Source organism: Pseudomonas sp. P5_A2_2, assembly GCF_054177685.1.
In genome coordinates this window covers 43304-59485 of record NZ_JBGCUL010000002.1, presented here as the reverse complement: position 1 = coordinate 59485, position 16182 = coordinate 43304, and the positions used below count along the sequence as shown (strand labels likewise).

The 16182-nt window shown below is 61.0% G+C and carries 14 protein-coding genes and 1 riboswitch; of the genes, 7 read left to right on the top strand and 7 right to left on the bottom strand.

Features of this window, described 5'->3' with window-relative positions; genetic code table 11:
• The first annotated feature begins 18 nt into the window (after window positions 1–18).
• Genes ACXRVY_RS00590 through ACXRVY_RS00580 form a run of 3 tightly spaced genes read left to right on the top strand, consistent with a single transcriptional unit; the run spans window position 19 to window position 2570 of the window.
• Complete coding sequence (locus ACXRVY_RS00590; RefSeq protein WP_223456734.1) at window positions 19–1260, top strand: D-amino acid dehydrogenase; 1242 nt, start codon at window positions 19–21, stop codon at window positions 1258–1260.
• 27 nt (window positions 1261–1287) lie between these two features.
• Window positions 1288–1638 (top strand): RidA family protein, encoded by a 351-nt coding sequence (locus ACXRVY_RS00585; RefSeq protein ID WP_223456736.1) that lies wholly within the window; start codon window positions 1288–1290, stop codon window positions 1636–1638.
• Window positions 1639–1667: 29 nt separating this feature from the next.
• Window positions 1668–2570, top strand: a complete 903-nt coding sequence (locus ACXRVY_RS00580) for a transporter substrate-binding domain-containing protein (RefSeq protein ID WP_223456739.1) — start codon at window positions 1668–1670, stop codon at window positions 2568–2570.
• 122 nt (window positions 2571–2692) lie between these two features.
• Here ACXRVY_RS00580 and ACXRVY_RS00575 read toward each other — a convergent pair whose 3' ends face one another.
• Both ACXRVY_RS00575 and ACXRVY_RS00570 read right to left on the bottom strand, forming a co-directional pair.
• Entirely contained in the window at window positions 2693–3412 is a 720-nt protein-coding gene (locus ACXRVY_RS00575) for a 16S rRNA (uracil(1498)-N(3))-methyltransferase (RefSeq protein WP_223456741.1), read from the bottom strand.
• A gap of 148 nt (window positions 3413–3560) precedes the next feature.
• Window positions 3561–4967, bottom strand: a complete 1407-nt coding sequence (locus ACXRVY_RS00570) for an adenosylmethionine--8-amino-7-oxononanoate transaminase (protein ID WP_223456742.1) — start codon at window positions 4965–4967, stop codon at window positions 3561–3563.
• A 223-nt stretch (window positions 4968–5190) separates the two neighbouring features.
• On the opposite strand from ACXRVY_RS00570, the gene ACXRVY_RS00565 reads away from it, so the two are divergent.
• From ACXRVY_RS00565 to ACXRVY_RS00555, 3 genes are all read left to right on the top strand, one after another.
• Entirely contained in the window at window positions 5191–6951 is a 1761-nt protein-coding gene (locus ACXRVY_RS00565) for a flavin monoamine oxidase family protein (protein ID WP_223456743.1), read from the top strand.
• A 266-nt stretch (window positions 6952–7217) separates the two neighbouring features.
• On the top strand, window positions 7218–7769 hold the full coding sequence (locus tag ACXRVY_RS00560; RefSeq protein ID WP_223456744.1) for a cytochrome b: 552 nt from the start codon (window positions 7218–7220) through the stop codon (window positions 7767–7769).
• A 32-nt stretch (window positions 7770–7801) separates the two neighbouring features.
• Window positions 7802–8395 carry a YceI family protein gene (locus ACXRVY_RS00555; RefSeq protein WP_223456745.1) on the top strand — a complete coding sequence of 198 codons (594 nt, stop codon included), beginning with the start codon at window positions 7802–7804 and terminating at the stop codon, window positions 8393–8395.
• Between the two features lie 244 nt (window positions 8396–8639).
• Here ACXRVY_RS00555 and ACXRVY_RS00550 read toward each other — a convergent pair whose 3' ends face one another.
• From ACXRVY_RS00550 to ahcY, 4 genes are all read right to left on the bottom strand, one after another.
• Entirely contained in the window at window positions 8640–10517 is a 1878-nt protein-coding gene (locus tag ACXRVY_RS00550) for a DEAD/DEAH box helicase (RefSeq protein WP_223456746.1), read from the bottom strand.
• A 223-nt stretch (window positions 10518–10740) separates the two neighbouring features.
• Complete coding sequence (locus tag ACXRVY_RS00545) at window positions 10741–11556, bottom strand: substrate-binding periplasmic protein (protein ID WP_223456747.1); 816 nt, start codon at window positions 11554–11556, stop codon at window positions 10741–10743.
• 214 nt (window positions 11557–11770) lie between these two features.
• Window positions 11771–12616 (bottom strand): methylenetetrahydrofolate reductase [NAD(P)H], encoded by an 846-nt coding sequence (gene metF, locus ACXRVY_RS00540; RefSeq protein WP_223456748.1) that lies wholly within the window; start codon window positions 12614–12616, stop codon window positions 11771–11773.
• 157 nt (window positions 12617–12773) lie between these two features.
• Window positions 12774–14183 carry an adenosylhomocysteinase gene (gene ahcY, locus ACXRVY_RS00535; RefSeq protein WP_223456749.1) on the bottom strand — a complete coding sequence of 470 codons (1410 nt, stop codon included), beginning with the start codon at window positions 14181–14183 and terminating at the stop codon, window positions 12774–12776.
• A 23-nt stretch (window positions 14184–14206) separates the two neighbouring features.
• Window positions 14207–14309: riboswitch (S-adenosyl-L-homocysteine riboswitch) on the bottom strand.
• A 198-nt stretch (window positions 14310–14507) separates the two neighbouring features.
• Between ahcY and ACXRVY_RS00530 the strand changes: the two genes are divergently transcribed.
• Window positions 14508–14912, top strand: a complete 405-nt coding sequence (locus ACXRVY_RS00530; protein ID WP_218431183.1) for an acyl-CoA thioesterase — start codon at window positions 14508–14510, stop codon at window positions 14910–14912.
• A gap of 43 nt (window positions 14913–14955) precedes the next feature.
• On the opposite strand, the gene ACXRVY_RS00525 is transcribed toward ACXRVY_RS00530, so the two are convergent.
• On the bottom strand, window positions 14956–16125 hold the full coding sequence (locus ACXRVY_RS00525; protein ID WP_108217016.1) for an MFS transporter: 1170 nt from the start codon (window positions 16123–16125) through the stop codon (window positions 14956–14958).
• Between the last annotated feature and the right edge of the window lie 57 nt (window positions 16126–16182).

Genomic DNA, 16182 nt, shown 5'->3' with positions numbered 1-16182 from the left:
ACGGTTTTAGGGACGGACATGGCTCAGCGTGTGTGCATCATCGGTGGCGGCGTGATTGGCCTGGCAACGGCCTATGCGCTGGTGCGCGACGGCTTCGAGGTGACGGTGGTCGAGGCACGGGATTCGCTGGGCAGTGAAACCAGCTTCGCCAACGGTGGCCAGTTGTCTTATCGCTATGTTGCGCCCCTGGCCGACGCCGGTGTGCCTTGGCAAGCCATCGGCTGGATGCTGCGCGGCGATTCACCGCTGAAGCTGCGCCCGCGCTTCGACCCGGCCCAGTGGCGCTGGATGGCGGCGTTCCTCGGCGCCTGTCGCCGCTCAGTCAACCGCGAGAACACCGCGCACTTGCTGCGCCTGGCGCTGTTCAGCCAGGACACCTTGAAGTCCTGGCGCGAGGACGATGGACTGGCGGGATTCCAGTGGCGGCGCAATGGCAAGCTGGTGACTTTCCGCCGGAACAGCAGTTTCGAGCATGCGCGCCAGGGCCTGGCCGACCCGCAGCAACAGCAGGTGTTGTCGCCGGCCGAATGCGCGCAGCTGGAACCGGCGCTGACCGATGCGCCCTTTGTCGGGGCGATCTACACCCCCGACGAAGAGGTCGGCGATTGCCACGGTTTCTGCCAGCAACTGGCCGCACGACTGAAGGCGTCTGGCCGTTGCGAGTTTCGCCTCGGGCAAGCGGTGACCGGCATTCGCCACAGCAACGGCAGCGTCAACGCCATCGAACTGGGCGAACACGTGCTGCCGGTCGAGCAACTGGTGATCGCCGCCGGTCACCGCAGTCCGCTGTTGGCGTTGCCGGGGCTGCAACTGCCGCTTTATCCGCTCAAGGGCTACAGCCTGACCGTGCCGATCGGCGCCGGTCACCGGGCGCCGGACGTGAGCATTACCGACTACGACCGCAAGATCGTCTACGCCCGCATCGGCGAGCACTTGCGCGTGGCGGCGATGGTCGACATCGTCGGCTTCGACCCTGCGCTGGACCCCAAACGCCTGGCACTGATCAAGCGCCAGGCCCATGACACCTTTCCAAATGCCGGCGCCTATGACGAAGCCGTCGAGTGGGCCGGCATGCGCCCGGCCACCCCCAGCGGCGTGCCGTTGCTCGGTGCGACGGCGTATCGCAATCTGTGGCTCAACCTCGGCCACGGTGCGCTGGGCTTCACCCTGGCATGCGGCAGCGGGCGCTTGCTCAGCGAGCTGATCGGCGAGCGCCGGCCTTCCATTGACCTTCAGGGTTTCAGCCATCGGGCCGCCTGAATACGGATTTCTGAAGAGGACACTGCAATGACCATTACCCGACTGCACAGCAACCCGCGCCTGTCCGGCGCCGTGACCTTTGGCGACCTGGTGTTTCTCTCCGGGCAGGTGCCAGGCGATGCCCGGGATGCCGGCGGCCAGACCCGCGAAGTGCTGGCGAAAATCGATACCTTGCTGGCCGAGGCGGGCAGCGACAAGGATCATCTGCTCAGCGCGACCATTTACCTGAAGAACATCACCGAGGATTTCGCCGCGATGAACGAGGTCTGGTCGGCCTGGCTGTCGCCGGGGCAGGCACCGAGCCGCACCACCGTGCAGGCCGAACTGGCCCGCCCGCAGGTGCTGGTGGAAATCACCGTCATCGCTGCACGCGTCTGATAAACCAACACCCACAACGGAGAATAACAATGCAAAAAATCACGTTGCTCGCTTGTACGCTTGGCCTGTTGCTCGGCAGTCAGGTTCAGGCCAATGAAGCGCCGCTGACCGGCACCCTGAGCAAGATCTCCAGCGCCAACAGCATCACCCTGGGTTATCGCGATGCTTCGGTGCCGTTCTCCTACGTGGGTGATCACAGCGGCAAGCCAATGGGTTACTCGGTGGATCTGGCGGGCAAGATCGTCGAGCGCATCCAGCAGCAACTGGCGCTGCCGGACTTGCAGGTGAAGTACAACCTGGTGACCTCGCAGACCCGCATTCCACTGGTGCAGAACGGCACCGTGGACCTGGAGTGCGGCTCCACCGGCGTGACCGCCGAACGGCAGAAGCAGGTGGCGTTCTCTTATGGCTTCATTTACGTCAAAGGCCAGTTGCTGACCGCGAAAGACAGCGGGATCAAGAGCTTCGCAGACTTGCGCGGCAAGAACGTGGTGACCACTGCCGGCACCACCAACGAGCGCTACCTGAAAAGCTACAACGTCGATCACAAGATCGACATGTTCGTGATCAGCGCCAAGGACCACGGCGAAGCCTTCCAGATGCTGCAATCGGGCCGGGCGGTGGCGTTCTACATGGACGACGCGCTGCTCTACGGCGAGCGCGCCAAGGCCAATGACCCGCACAAGTGGGTGGTGGTCGGGGAGGAGCAATCGCGGGAGATCTACAGCTGCATGGTGCGCAAGGACGACCCGCAGTTCCTGGCGCTGGTCAACGGCGCGTTGGCGGATCTGTACAGCTCGGGCGAGATCAACGGCATCTACAAACGCTGGTTCGAGCAGCCGATCCCGCCGAAGGGTTTGAACCTCGAGTTCCCGATGACCAGCGAACTCAAGGCGATTATTGCCAAGCCGGTGAGTGATCCGGTGCAGTAGTCATCCAGACTGTGTCGTGGCCATTCGCGAGCAGGCTCGCTCCCACCTTGGACCTGTGGTGCTCACAAATTTTGTGATCACTGGAGATCTACTGTGGGAGCGAGCCTGCTCGCGATGAGGGCCTAGAAGTCACCCCAGAGTTGCTGGGCCACCGCCAGTGCGACAACCGGCGCGGTTTCGGTGCGCAGCACCCGTGGACCGAGGCGGGCGGCGTGGAAGTCGCTGGCCTTAGCCTGATCGACTTCGGCATCGGACAAACCACCCTCCGGACCGATAAGGAATGCCAGGCTTGCAGGCTTGGCATGGCTCACCAGCGGTTCGGCCACCGGGTGCAGCACCAGTTTCAACTCGGCCTGGGTCTGTTTCAACCAATCGGCCAACAACAACGGCGGATGAATCACCGGTACCCTTGAACGCCCGCATTGCTCGCAAGCGCTGATCGCCACCTGGCGCCAATGCAGCAGGCGCTTGTCGGCGCGCTCGTCCTTGAGCCGGACTTCGCAGCGTTCGGTGAAAATCGGGGTGATTTCAGTGACGCCCAGTTCCGTGGCTTTCTGGATCGCCCAGTCCATGCGCTCGCCCCGGGACAGGCCCTGGCCGAGATGGATTTGCAGCGGCGACTCGACCTGCCCGGCGAAGCTTTCGTCGACCTGCACTACCACGCGCTTTTTGCCGACGTCGACCAGCCGGGCGCAAAACTCCTGGCCCGAGCCGTCGAACAGTTGCAACGCATCACCCTCGGCCATGCGCAGCACACGGCTGATGTAATGGGCCTGGGCTTCGGGCAACTCGTGCTCGCCGGTGCTCAGGGGGGCGTCGATGAAGAAGCGGGACAGTCTCATGCTGGGTCTCTGAAAAAGGGTGTTGGTCATGGATCGGTGGGACTTCTGTGGGAGCGAGCTTGCTCGCGATGACGATCTGACATTCACCATTGATGGTGTCTGAAAAACCGCTATCGCGAGCAAGCTCGCTCCCACATTGACCGCATCATCAACCCGGATCACGGAACCCTGGGTGGAAGTCCTTCGGCACCGCTACGCTGACGCTGTCACGGGTCGCAATGTCGATCCCTTCGCTGGCCACTTCGGCAAGGAAATCGATCTGCTCCGGGGTGATCACATACGGCGGCAGGAAGTACACCACGCTACCCAGTGGACGCAGTAAAGCACCGCGCTCCAGGGCGTGCTGGAACACCTTCAGGCCGCGACGTTCCTGCCATGGGTAAGCCTCTTTGCTGGCCTTGTCCTTGACCATCTCGATGGCCAGCACCATGCCGGTCTGGCGCACTTCGGACACGTTCGGGTGGTCGACCAGATGCGCGGTGGAGGAAGCCATGCGCTGCGCCAGGGCCTTGTTGTTCTCGATGACATTGTCTTCTTCGAAGATGTCCAGGGTCGCCAGGGCCGCCGCGCACGCCAGCGGGTTGCCGGTGTAGCTGTGGGAGTGCAGGAAGGCGCGCAGGGTCGGGTAGTCGTCGTAGAAGGCGCTGTAGACTTCGTCGGTGGTCATGCACGCGGCCAGGGGCAAGTAACCGCCGGTCAGGGCTTTGGACAGGCACAGGAAGTCCGGGCGGATGCCGGCCTGTTCACAGGCGAACATCGTCCCGGTGCGGCCGAAGCCGACAGCGATTTCGTCATGGATCAGGTGCACGCCGTAGCGGTCGCAGGCTTCGCGCAGCAGCTTGAGATACACCGGGTGGTACATGCGCATGCCACCGGCGCCCTGGATCAGCGGCTCGACAATGACTGCCGCCACGCTGTCATGGTTCTGCGCGAGGGTCTGCTCCATCGCGGCGAACATGTTGCGCGAGTGCTCTTCCCAGCTCATGCCCTCCGGACGCAAGTAACAGTCCGGGCTCGGCACCTTGATGGTGTCCATCAACAGCGCTTTGTAGGTCTCGGTGAACAGCGGCACGTCGCCCACCGACATCGCCGCCATGGTCTCGCCGTGGTAGCTGTTGGTCAGGGTGACGAAGCGCTTCTTGGCAGGCGTACCGCGATTGAGCCAGTAGTGAAAGCTCATTTTCAGCGCGACTTCGATGCAGGACGAACCGTTATCGGCGTAGAAGCACCGGGTCAGGCCTTCCGGCGTCATCTTCACCAGGCGCTCGGACAGTTCGATCACCGGTTGATGGCTGAAACCGGCGAGGATCACGTGTTCGAGCTGATCGACCTGGTCCTTGATGCGCTGGTTGATCCGCGGGTTGGCGTGCCCGAACACATTGACCCACCAGGAGCTGACCGCATCGAGGTAGCGCTTGCCTTCGAAGTCTTCCAGCCACACGCCTTCACCGCGCTTGATCGGGATCAGCGGTAGTTGTTCGTGATCTTTCATCTGGGTGCAGGGATGCCACAACACGGCGAGATCGCGTTGCATCCACTGATTATTCAGGCCCATTTTCACTCTCCTGGAGGCGGTCCGTGACCAGCGCGGACAAACAATCGCGCAAGCCTATGCAATGCGTGCCACGGGGACAACCCATTGTGTCGAATGAGCTACTTTATCCAGGCCGATAGACGTTGCTGGCGGGTGTTTGAAGGCTGACGTATCCTTCGCGGTTCTTGAGCCGTCTGGCTCGCAAAAACCGCTGTTTTCCTCGTGTAATTCCGGAGTTCGCTGAATGTCTGTGGGTTGGCTGCGCGCCTGTGCGCTGGTGATGTTGGGGCTGTTCAGCGTGTCTGCGCTGGCCAAGGATAAAACCGCGATCGTGATCGGCGGCGGCCTGTCGGGCCTGACTGCCGCGTACGAGCTGCAGAACAAGGGCTGGCAGGTCACTCTGCTGGAAGCCAAGTCGAGCCTGGGCGGCCGTTCCGGCATGGCCACCAGCGAATGGATCGGCAACGACAAGGCTCAACCGGTGCTGAACAAATACGTATCGAACTTCAAGCTGAGCACCACCCCGGCCCCTGAATTCGTGCGGACTCCAGGTTACCTGATCGATGGTGAGTATTTCTCCACCGCCGACCTTGCGACCAAACAGCCGGCCACCGCCGAGGCGCTCAAGCGCTTCGACAAGACCGTGGACGATCTGGCGCGCTCGATCGACGACCCGCAGAACCCGGCCGCCAACAACACGCTGTACGCGCTGGATCAGATCAACGTGTCGAGCTGGCTCGACAAGCAGAACCTGCCGGCCACCGCCCGCCAGCTGATCAACCAGCAGATCCGTACCCGCTACGACGAACCTTCGCGCTTGTCGCTGCTGTACTTCGCGCAGCAGAGCCGCGTTTACCGTGGTGTTTCCGATCGTGACCTGCGGGCTTCGCGCCTGGTCGGTGGCAGCCCGGTGCTGGCCCAGGCCCTGGTCAAGCAGCTGAAAACCATCAAGACCAATTCCCGGGTCTCGTCGATCATTCAGGACAAGGACGGTGTGACCGTCAAAGTCGACAGCGTCAGCTATCAGGCTGACTACGTCGTGCTGGCCGTGCCACTGCGCGCCCTGAACAAGATCCAGATGATCCCGGCGCTGGACGCCCAGCACCTGGCGGCGATCAAGGGCACCAACTACGGATGGCGTGACCAGATCATGCTGAAGTTCAAGACGCCGGTGTGGGAATCCAAGGCGCGCATGTCCGGCGAGATCTACAGCAACACCGGCCTGGGCATGTTGTGGATCGAGCCTGCCCTGAAGGGCGGTGCCAATGTGGTGATCAACCTGTCCGGCGACAATGCGCGAGTGATGCAGGCGTTCGGCGACAAGCAGATGGTCGATCAGGTGTTGATTCGCCTGCATGAGTTCTATCCACAGGCTCGCGGTTCGTTCACCGGTTATGAAATCCGTCGTTACAGCACCGATCCGTCGACTGGCGGCGCCTACCTGGCCTTCGGTCCGGGCCAGATCAGCAAGTTCTGGCGCCTGTGGGAACGCCCGATTCAGCGCGTAACCTTCGCTGGCGAACACACCGACACCCTGTACCCGGGCACCCTGGAAGGCGCGTTGCGCACTGGTCAGCGTGCAGCCAGCCAGGTTGAAGACCTGGCGGCGGGCAAGTCGTTCGAACCGGCGAAAGTGGTCCCGGCCGCTGCCGCTGCGGCGGGCACTGGTGCGGTGGCGGCGAAGAAAGGCAATTTCTTCAGCAACCTGTTTGGCGGCTCCGATGACGAGAAGAAGCCAGAGCTGGTCAAGGCATCCGAGCCGGTTGCACCGCCAGCGCCAGCGCCTGCTCCGGCGCCAGCCCCGGCCATCGCGCCAGCCCCGGTGGAAGCACCGAAGCCTGCGACCCCGGTAAAACCCGAACCGGCCAAAAAGGCTCCGGCAAAACCGGCTGCCAAGACCGAGGCGAAAAAAGCCCCGGTCAAGGCACCGGCCAAGAAAACCGAGGCGGTGAAGAAGCCAGCAGCTAAACCTGCGGCGACTCCGGCAATGGATGCCAAGGCGTAGTAAGCCCTGGGACAAAAAGAACGCGGCGTAAATGCCGCGTTTTTTTTGCCTGAAGAAGGCCGAGATCAAAAATCGAATAAAACATTTGGTACAGGTGTTCTCCGGTTTGTATTCATTTTTTCTAACACTTTTCGACTTTAATCTTTCCTTAACTCGTCGGCTTCAGACTCTTGATCGCATTTTTCGATATTTCAAAGCGAAATTTTCCGCTTTAATTCGATAGATAACTCGATAGTCTTGGGCCAGCACTTACAGGGATCTAGGCAATGCAGCTACGTAACTCTACCTCCCGCTACGGCTGGGTCAGCATCTTCATGCACTGGGGCGTGGCACTGGCCGTGTTCGGTTTGTTCGCCCTCGGGCTGTGGATGGTCGGCCTCGGCTATTACGACCCTTGGCGCAAGACCGGGCCGGATCTGCACAAGAGCATTGGCTTGATCTTGCTGGGCGTCATGGTGCTGCGGGTATTGTGGCGTTTCATCAGCCCGCCACCACCGGCCTTGGCCAGTTACAGCCGCATGACGCGTCTTGGCGCCATGTTCGGTCATGCCTTTCTGTATTTCTGTCTGTTCGCCGTGATGATTGCCGGTTACCTGATTTCCACCGCAGAAGGTGCCGGGATTCCGGTGTTTGACTGGTTTGAAGTGCCTGCCCTGGTTTCCGGACTACCGGACCAGGCAGATAACGCCGGTGCGATTCACCTCTACCTGGCGTGGGTGCTGGTAATTTTTTCCGGCCTCCATGCATTGGCAGCATTGAAGCACCACTTTATCGACCGTGATGCGACCCTCAAGCGAATGCTGGGTCGCAAAGCCTGAAGTTCAACCTCGACTCCCAAGGAAAACAAAGCATGTTGAAAAAGACTCTCGCCGCTCTGGCAATCGGTTCCGCTCTGCTGTCCGCCAACGTGATGGCGGCTGACTACGTTGTAGACACAACAGGCCAGCACGCCTTCGTCAACTTCAAGATCAGCCACCTGGGCTACAGCTTCATCACCGGTACCTTTAAGACCATGGACGGCAAGTTCAGCTTCGACGCTGCCAAGCCTGAAGACAGCAAGATCGAGTTCAACGTGAACCCTGCCAGCGTCTTCACCAACAACGCCGAACGTGACAAGCACGTCTCCAGCAAAGACTTCCTGAAAGTGGCTGATTTCCCTAAGTCCACGTTCGTGTCCACCAGCGTTAAAGCCACCGGTAAGAACGCTGCTGGCAAAGACACAGCCGACGTGGCCGGCGACCTGACTATTGCTGGCGTAACCAAGCCAGTCGTGATCAAGGCCACTTTCCTGGGTGAAGGCAAGGATCCATGGGGCGGCTACCGTGCAGGCTTCGAGGGTACTACCAGCATCAAGCGTTCCGATTTCGGCAAGATGATGGACCTGGGTCCACAGTCCGACGCGGTTGATCTGTACATCTCGTTTGAAGGTGTCAAGGCGAAGTAATTTTCGCTCTGACATAAAAACGCCCCTGATCGAAAGGTCTGGGGCGTTTTTTTGGCTGGCGAAATTTTATCAACACTACAAATTCACTGTGGGAGCGAGCTTGCTCGCGATAGCGGTGTATCAGTCGATATCCATGTTGGCTGAACAGACGCCATCGCGAGCAGGCTCGCTCCTACAGGATTTCATCAGCCATAAAAAATGCCCCGGACCTTTTGGTTCGGGGCATTTTCATTGCAGCGATAACTCAGCGATTACGAGTCAGCAACGCTGGTTTCTCACCGCGAGGACGGCTTGGCAGTTGATCCAGCTGCTCAGGTGTCGGGAAGCGGTCGGCCTTCGACTCCTTGTGCATGATCTTCGGCGCGGGGCCACGCGGGTTCTGCACGGCCGGTTCCGAAAGAGGCTGGTCGTCACGGGCCGGGCGACGGTTGCGTGAGTCTTCGCGGCGAGCCTGGCCGTCGCGCGGTGCGCCGCTGCGAGGACCGCTACGCTTGGCCGGTGGGGTGCCGGTGCTGGCGCCATCGCTGCTGCGCGGACCGCTCTGGCGACCTTGTGGTTTGCCGGAGCGTGGAGCGCCCGAACCGGCGGCGGTGCCTTGTGCCGGAGCACCCGGACGGCGACCACGGCCTTGAGCAGGTTTCTGCTGCGGCACGTAGTCGACGCGGTTACCGAAGTTATCGATATCGTCGTCCAGGAACTCGTCCGGGGCACGGTCAGCGGCGGCACGGGGTTGTTGGCTCGGCTGACGCTGTTCACGGGCCGGAGTACCTTCGCGGGGCTTTTGCTGACGGGCAGGGCGCTCGCCGCGTTCGCCGGCCGGTTTTTCCTTGCCCTTGTCTTTGCCTTTGTCCTTGCGACCGCCGCCGCCGCCGCCACCGCTGCCGTTCGGACCGTCGCCGCGCGGGCCACGTGGATTGCGCGGGTTACGCATGTCCGGACGCTCGCGCACTTCCGGTTTCTCGGCTTCCACGGCGCTGGCATCGAAGCCCATCAGGTCGCCGTCGGCGATTTTCTGTCGGGTCATGCGTTCGATGCTTTTCAGCAGTTTTTCTTCGTCCGGGGCTACCAGCGAAATCGCCTCGCCCGAACGACCGGCACGGCCGGTACGGCCGATGCGGTGCACGTAGTCTTCATCGACGTTCGGCAGTTCGAAGTTGACCACGTGAGGCAACTGGTCGATGTCCAGACCGCGAGCGGCGATGTCGGTGGCGACCAGGATGCGCACTTCGCCGGCCTTGAAGTCGGCCAGGGCTTTGGTGCGGGCGTTCTGGCTCTTGTTGCCGTGGATCGCGACGGCGCTCAGGCCATGCTTGTCCAGGTACTCGGCCAGGCGGTTGGCGCCGTGCTTGGTGCGGGTGAACACCAGCACCTGTTCCCAGGCGCCGGCGGTGATCAGGTGCGCCAGCAGCGAACGCTTGTGGCTGGCGGCCAGACGGAACACACGCTGTTCGATACGCTCGACCGTGGTGTTCGGCGGCGTGACTTCGATGCGCTCCGGGTTGTGCAGCAGCTTGCCGGCGAGGTCGGTGATGTCCTTGGAGAAGGTCGCCGAAAACAACAGGTTCTGGCGTTTGGCCGGCAGACGGGCCAGGACCTTTTTCACGTCATGGACGAAGCCCATGTCGAGCATGCGGTCGGCTTCGTCCAGCACGAGGATTTCCACGTGGGACAGATCGACGCTGCCTTGGCCGGCGAGGTCGAGCAGGCGGCCAGGGCAGGCCACCAGCACATCCACGCCACGGGACATGGCCTGAACCTGCGGGTTCATGCCGACACCGCCGAAGATGCAGGCGCTGACGAACTTCAGGTCACGGGCATAGACCTTGAAGCTTTCATGCACTTGCGCGGCGAGTTCGCGAGTCGGGGTCAGGACCAGTACGCGCGGCTGGCGCGGGCCGTGACGCTGGGATTTGTCCGGGTGACCGTTGGGAAACAACCGCTCCAGGATCGGAAGGGCGAAACCGCCGGTTTTACCAGTACCTGTCTGTGCCGCGACCATCAGGTCGCGACCTTGCAACACGGCGGGAATGGCCCGCTGTTGCACCGGAGTAGGCTCGGTATAGCCCGCTGCCTCGATGGCGCGGACTAAAGCCTCGGAGAGACCGAGGGAAGCAAAGGACATGAGTAATCCTGTTTTAAGTTAGGGCTTGGCCCAATGGGAGTCTTGCCTGGCGCGAATGGCGTTTAAGAGGACGCAATCCCGTCCGGTCCTGCTGGGTCTCGAAGGCTCGTCTGCAAGCGCTCGCGCGGGCTGAAAGCTGCGCAGTAGCGGGGTTGAGATGCCTTTAACGATTCCGAGCGTCCGGGCGTGAGCCTGGCGGGAAGGCCGGAGTATAACAGAGCAATCACTGCGCGCCGCTTTCCTGCTGCTCAACGGTTTTTTCCGTGGCAGCCGTGGTTTTTTCAGTCTTCACGCTGGCGGCCGGTTCCGCGCCGTAGCGGGCACTCAGTTCAGCATAGGCGGGCTCGCGCTTGAAGCGTTTGAGTTCGGCGCCGAAACGCTGCACCAGCAGATCCATGCCCGCATTGCGACGTACCGCGAGAAACTGGCTTTGCTGGCTGATGACGGTGGGGTTTTCGGTGATCTTGCCGCGGATGCCCAGTTCATCGAGCAAATGCTGGCCGACCCGGCGGTCGGTAATCAGCAGGTCAATGCGCCCGCGCACCAGTTTGCCGAAGTTGGCTTCATGGGTGGGAGCCGGCTCGCGGGTGAACAGCGTCGAATCGCTGAAGTCCTTGCTGTACAGGTAACCCGGCGAGGTGCCGATGGTCAGGCCGCGCAAGTCATCAAGGGTGCGAAACGGATGGGGTCGGTCATTGGCGTAGAACATCACGAACTGGACTTCAGACAGTGGTTCGCTGGGGTAGAGCAGGGTCGCATCGCGTTCGTCGCTGTGAAAGATGTCCAGCGCGCCGTCGGCCTGCCCGGTTTCAAGCATCGACAGGCAGCGTTTCCATGGCAGGAACTGCCACTCCACTTCGATGCCCAGGCGCTTGAAGACAATGGCGGTGGTTTCGTAGTCCAGGCCCAGCGCTTTGCCGTTGTCTTCGTACACATAAGGCGCCCACGGTTCCGTGACAATGCGCAGCTTCTCGCCCCGAGCGGCGAAGCTCAGGCAAGCGAAGACAAGCATGGCGATTAACTGCGTGATCAAAGGCATGGGTTTGAGATTACGACGAGAAACCGGAAAGAGCCAGAAACTGACCGCAGATGCTCTAACTCCGTGGATTGCTGCACATTAATAGTGCGCTGAAAGCAAAAGATCGCAGCCTGCGACAGCTCCTGCAGGGAATACACATTCCGGGGTAGGAGCTGCCGCAGGCTGCGATCTTTTGATCTTGCTTGTAGCTTTCAACTTGCAGCTTGTAGCTGCCTCAACGCGGCAATTTCAGGTTTCTCCACACCGCCAGGCTCGCTTCAGCCTGGTTCAATGTGTAGAAGTGCAGCCCTGGAGCGCCGCCCTGCAGCAATTGTTCGCACATTTCGGTGATGACCTGTTCACCAAAGCGCTGAATGCTCTGGGTGTCGTCGCCGTAGGCTTCCAGTTGCTTGCGGATCCAGCGCGGGATTTCTGCACCGCAGGCATCGGAGAAGCGCGCCAGCTTGCTGTAGTTGGTGATCGGCATGATGCCCGGCACGATCGGGATGTCCACACCCAGCGCCCGCACACGTTCCACGAAGTAGAAGTAGCAGTCGGCGTTGAAGAAGTACTGGGTGATCGCACTGTCGGCGCCAGCGTTGGCCTTGCGCACGAAGTTGGCAACATCGTCTTCGAAATTGCGCGCTTGCGGATGCATTTCCGGGTAAGCGGCGACTTCGATGTGGAAGTGATCACCGGTTTCTTCACGAATGAATTCAACCAGGTCGTTGGCGTGGCGCAATTCACCGCTGGCCATGCCCATGCCTGAAGGCAGGTCACCGCGCAGAGCGACGATACGCTTGATGCCGGCAGCCTTGTACTCGGCCAGCAGGCCGCGCAGGTCAGCTTTGCTGTCGCCCACGCAGGACAGGTGCGGAGCGGCAGGGATTTTGACTTCGCTTTCGAGCTGCAACACGGTGTTCAGCGTGCGATCACGGGTCGAACCGCCGGCGCCGTAGGTGCAGGAGAAGAAATCGGGGTTGTAGGTAGCCAACTGGCGAGCAGTGGCGAGCAGCTTTTCTTGCCCGGCATCGGTCTTCGTAGGGAAGAACTCGAAGCTGTAGCGACGATCTTGGGACATGGGAATACCCTTGAAAACGCGTAAGGCGGACGCTGGCCCCTGTAGGAGCGAGCTTGCTCGCGAAAAACGTCAGGGCAACGCGTTTAGCCAGATAGCGCGCGTTTTCGTTAACGTCCATCGCGAGCAAGCTCGCTCCTACACAGGAAGATCCGGCCGATCAGTAGCGGTAAGCGTGCGGCTTGAACGGGCCTTCGACGGTCACGCCGATGTAGTCGGCCTGGGTCTTGGTCAGTTGAGTCACGACGCCGCCGAAGCCACGGACCATTTCCAGGGCCACTTCTTCGTCGAGTTTCTTCGGCAGTACTTCAACGGTCAGGCGCTCGGCTTGCTGGGCTGGCGACAGGTCGGCGTACTTCTGGCCGAACAGGAAGATCTGCGCCAGAACCTGGTTGGCGAACGAACCGTCCATGATGCGGCTCGGGTGGCCGGTGGCGTTGCCCAGGTTAACCAGACGGCCTTCGGCCAGCAGGATCAGGTAGTCGTCGTTCTGTGGGTCGAAATCGCCAGCGCCGGTACGGTGGATCTTGTGAACCTGCGGCTTCACTTCTTCCCATGCCCAGTTCTTGCGCATGAAAGCGGTGTCGATTTCGTTGTCGAAGTGACCGATGTTGCAGACAACGGCACGCTTCTTCAGGGCTTTGAGCATGTTCGAATCGCAAACATTGACGTTGCCGGTGGTGGTCACGATCAGGTCGATCTTGCCCAGCAGTGACTTGTCGATGCTTGCTTCAGTACCGTTGTTGATACCGTCGATGAATGGCGAAACCACTTCGAAACCGTCCATGCAGGCTTGCATGGCGCAGATCGGGTCGACTTCGGAAACCTTGACGATCATGCCTTCCTGACGCAGGGACTGAGCGGAACCCTTGCCCACGTCGCCGTAGCCGATGACCAGCGCTTGCTTGCCGGACAGCAGGTGGTCGGTGCCGCGCTTGATGGCATCGTTCAGGCTGTGACGGCAGCCGTACTTGTTGTCGTTCTTGCTCTTGGTCACCGAGTCGTTGACGTTGATGGCCGGAATTTTCAGCTCGCCCTTGGCCAGCATGTCCAGCAGGCGGTGAACGCCGGTGGTGGTTTCTTCGGTCACGCCGTGGACGCGATCCAGAACCTGCGGGTACTTCTTGTGCAGCAGCTCGGTCAGGTCGCCGCCGTCGTCGAGGATCATGTTGGCGTCCCATGGCTGGCCATCTTTCAGGATGGTCTGCTCCAGGCACCACTCGTACTCTTGTTCGGTTTCGCCTTTCCAGGCGAAAACCGGGATGCCGGCAGCGGCGATGGAAGCGGCGGCCTGGTCCTGAGTCGAGAAAATGTTGCAGGACGACCAGCGTACTTCGGCACCCAGGGCAACCAGGGTTTCGATCAGCACGGCAGTCTGAATGGTCATGTGGATGCAGCCGAGAATCTTCGCGCCCTTGAGCGGTTGCTCTTCGGAGTACTTGCGACGCAGACCCATCAGGGCTGGCATTTCAGATTCAGCGATGATGGTTTCGCGACGGCCCCAGGCAGCCAGGGACATGTCGGCGACTTTGTAATCGGTAAAATCTGCAGGCGTGATAACAGCGCTCATGAAGAGCCTCCATTCGTAATGTATGCGAATGGGCGCCGTTGTGCGTTTAGTGTCGGGCCGATCAAGGCCTGGCAACGCCCCATCCGAGCCTGACAGGTCGAACCTGCTGCAGCGCCCCTCGGACAGGTGGCGGGAAAACGGTATCAAGCGATGATGACCGTTTTGAAACGGTGGCGATTATAGCGGGCTATGCTGATCTTCCAAAGCGTTTCTGTTGGTCAATGTCCGAACGGTAATCGAGACCATAGTCGAAGCTTGATAGAGCTCTAGCCCGGGCTCTGCCATGATGCCAGGCATCAATCGGCAAGATGGTCAGGAGTGAACATGAATTTCCACACCCGCAAATGGGTAAAACCCGAAGACCTCAACCCCAACGGCACGCTGTTCGGCGGTAGCCTGCTGCGCTGGATCGACGAAGAGGCGGCGATCTACGCCATCGTCCAGTTGGGCAACCAGCGTGTGGTCACCAAGTACATTTCCGAAATCAACTTCGTCAGCGCCTCGCGCCAGGGCGACATCATCGAACTGGGCATCACGGCGACCGAATTCGGCCGCACCTCGATCACCCTGACATGCGAAGTGCGCAACAAGATCACCCGCAAAAGCATCCTGACGGTGGAGAGAATGGTCTTCGTCAACCTGGGTGAAGACGGCTTGCCCGCGCCCCATGGCCGAACCGAGATCAAGTACGTCAAAGACCAGTTCAAGGATGATGATGCCGCTCAGTGAGATCGGTGGTGTTCCCATCGCGAGCATGCAATCAAGTTGATGCTCAACCCGCCACATCAAGCGCAGCCGCAACGCGACGCTGGCGATAGATGAAGAACAATGCAGTCAACACGGTCAGCCCGCTGACCAACGCGCCGGTCCACGGCAAGTCCGCCAGGTCCGCGCCGCTGGCCACCACCAGGCCGCCGATCCAGGCTCCGGCGGCGTTGCCGAGGTTGAAGGCGCTCTGGTTCAAGGTCGAACCCAGGTTTGGCGCCTCAATGGCCTGATCGATGATCAGCAGTTGCAGGATCGGGCACAGCGCAAAGGCGAACGTACCCCACAGCACCAGCGTGATCGCTGCCGGAATGGCCGAATGGCTGGTTTGCGTGAACGCCGCCAGCACCACCAGTACCGCCAGCGCCATGCCTACCAGTGAAGGCAGCAAGCGGCTGTCCGCCAGACGACCACCGAGCATGCTGCCGGCGGTCAAGCCAACGCCGAACAACAGCAGCATGATGGTGACACCGTGCGGGCTGACGCCAGTGATGTCCTGCAGGATCGGCGCAATGTAAGTGAACACACTGAACAGGCTGGTCGAGGCCAGCACACTCATGCCCAGCGCCAGCAGTACGTTGGCCTTGCCCAGCACCTTGAACTCGCTGGCCAGGTTGGCTTTATCCATCGCGATGTTCTTCGGCAACCAGACCCATTGCGCAATCGCCGCCAGTACGCCGATCACCGACACCGCCCAGAAGGTCGAGCGCCAACCTGCGTATTGCCCGAGTGCGGTGCCCAGCGGTACGCCGAGCACGTTGGCCAGGGTCAGGCCGGTGAACATCATGGCAATCGCCTGGGCCCGTTTGTTGGGTGCCACCAGCCCGGCGGCGACCACCGAACCGATGCCGAAAAATGCGCCATGGCACAGTGCCGTGATCACGCGCGCGGCCATCAGCGTGGCGTAGTTCGGCGCCAGCGCGCAGAGCATGTTGCCGAGGATGAACATCAGCGTCATGCCCAATAGCGTGGCTTTGCGCGGCATGTTGGCGGTGCCGACGGCGAGGATCGGTGCACCGAACACCACGCCCAGGGCGTAGCCGGTGATCAGCAATCCGGCATCGGGAATGCTCACGCCGAGGTCGCGGGCGACATCGGGCAAAAGACCCATGATGACGAATTCGGTGGTGCCGATGCCGAACGCGGCAACAGCGAGGGCAAGCAAAGCGAGTGGCATGCGCAAGGTCTCTGTCGGTAGTCTTGACGCTGTGATCAGGCATACGCAGGCCGACGA

Coding starts and splice junctions, on each gene's coding strand:
- ACXRVY_RS00590 (WP_223456734.1), top strand. CDS start 19: ATGGCTCAGCGTGTGTGCATCATCGGTGGCGGCGTGATTGGCCTGGCA.
- ACXRVY_RS00585 (WP_223456736.1), top strand. CDS start 1,288: ATGACCATTACCCGACTGCACAGCAACCCGCGCCTGTCCGGCGCCGTG.
- ACXRVY_RS00580 (WP_223456739.1), top strand. CDS start 1,668: ATGCAAAAAATCACGTTGCTCGCTTGTACGCTTGGCCTGTTGCTCGGC.
- ACXRVY_RS00575 (WP_223456741.1), bottom strand. CDS start 3,412: ATGAGACTGTCCCGCTTCTTCATCGACGCCCCCCTGAGCACCGGCGAG.
- ACXRVY_RS00570 (WP_223456742.1), bottom strand. CDS start 4,967: ATGGGCCTGAATAATCAGTGGATGCAACGCGATCTCGCCGTGTTGTGG.
- ACXRVY_RS00565 (WP_223456743.1), top strand. CDS start 5,191: ATGTCTGTGGGTTGGCTGCGCGCCTGTGCGCTGGTGATGTTGGGGCTG.
- ACXRVY_RS00560 (WP_223456744.1), top strand. CDS start 7,218: ATGCAGCTACGTAACTCTACCTCCCGCTACGGCTGGGTCAGCATCTTC.
- ACXRVY_RS00555 (WP_223456745.1), top strand. CDS start 7,802: ATGTTGAAAAAGACTCTCGCCGCTCTGGCAATCGGTTCCGCTCTGCTG.
- ACXRVY_RS00550 (WP_223456746.1), bottom strand. CDS start 10,517: ATGTCCTTTGCTTCCCTCGGTCTCTCCGAGGCTTTAGTCCGCGCCATC.
- ACXRVY_RS00545 (WP_223456747.1), bottom strand. CDS start 11,556: ATGCCTTTGATCACGCAGTTAATCGCCATGCTTGTCTTCGCTTGCCTG.
- metF (WP_223456748.1), bottom strand. CDS start 12,616: ATGTCCCAAGATCGTCGCTACAGCTTCGAGTTCTTCCCTACGAAGACC.
- ahcY (WP_223456749.1), bottom strand. CDS start 14,183: ATGAGCGCTGTTATCACGCCTGCAGATTTTACCGATTACAAAGTCGCC.
- ACXRVY_RS00530 (WP_218431183.1), top strand. CDS start 14,508: ATGAATTTCCACACCCGCAAATGGGTAAAACCCGAAGACCTCAACCCC.
- ACXRVY_RS00525 (WP_108217016.1), bottom strand. CDS start 16,125: ATGCCACTCGCTTTGCTTGCCCTCGCTGTTGCCGCGTTCGGCATCGGC.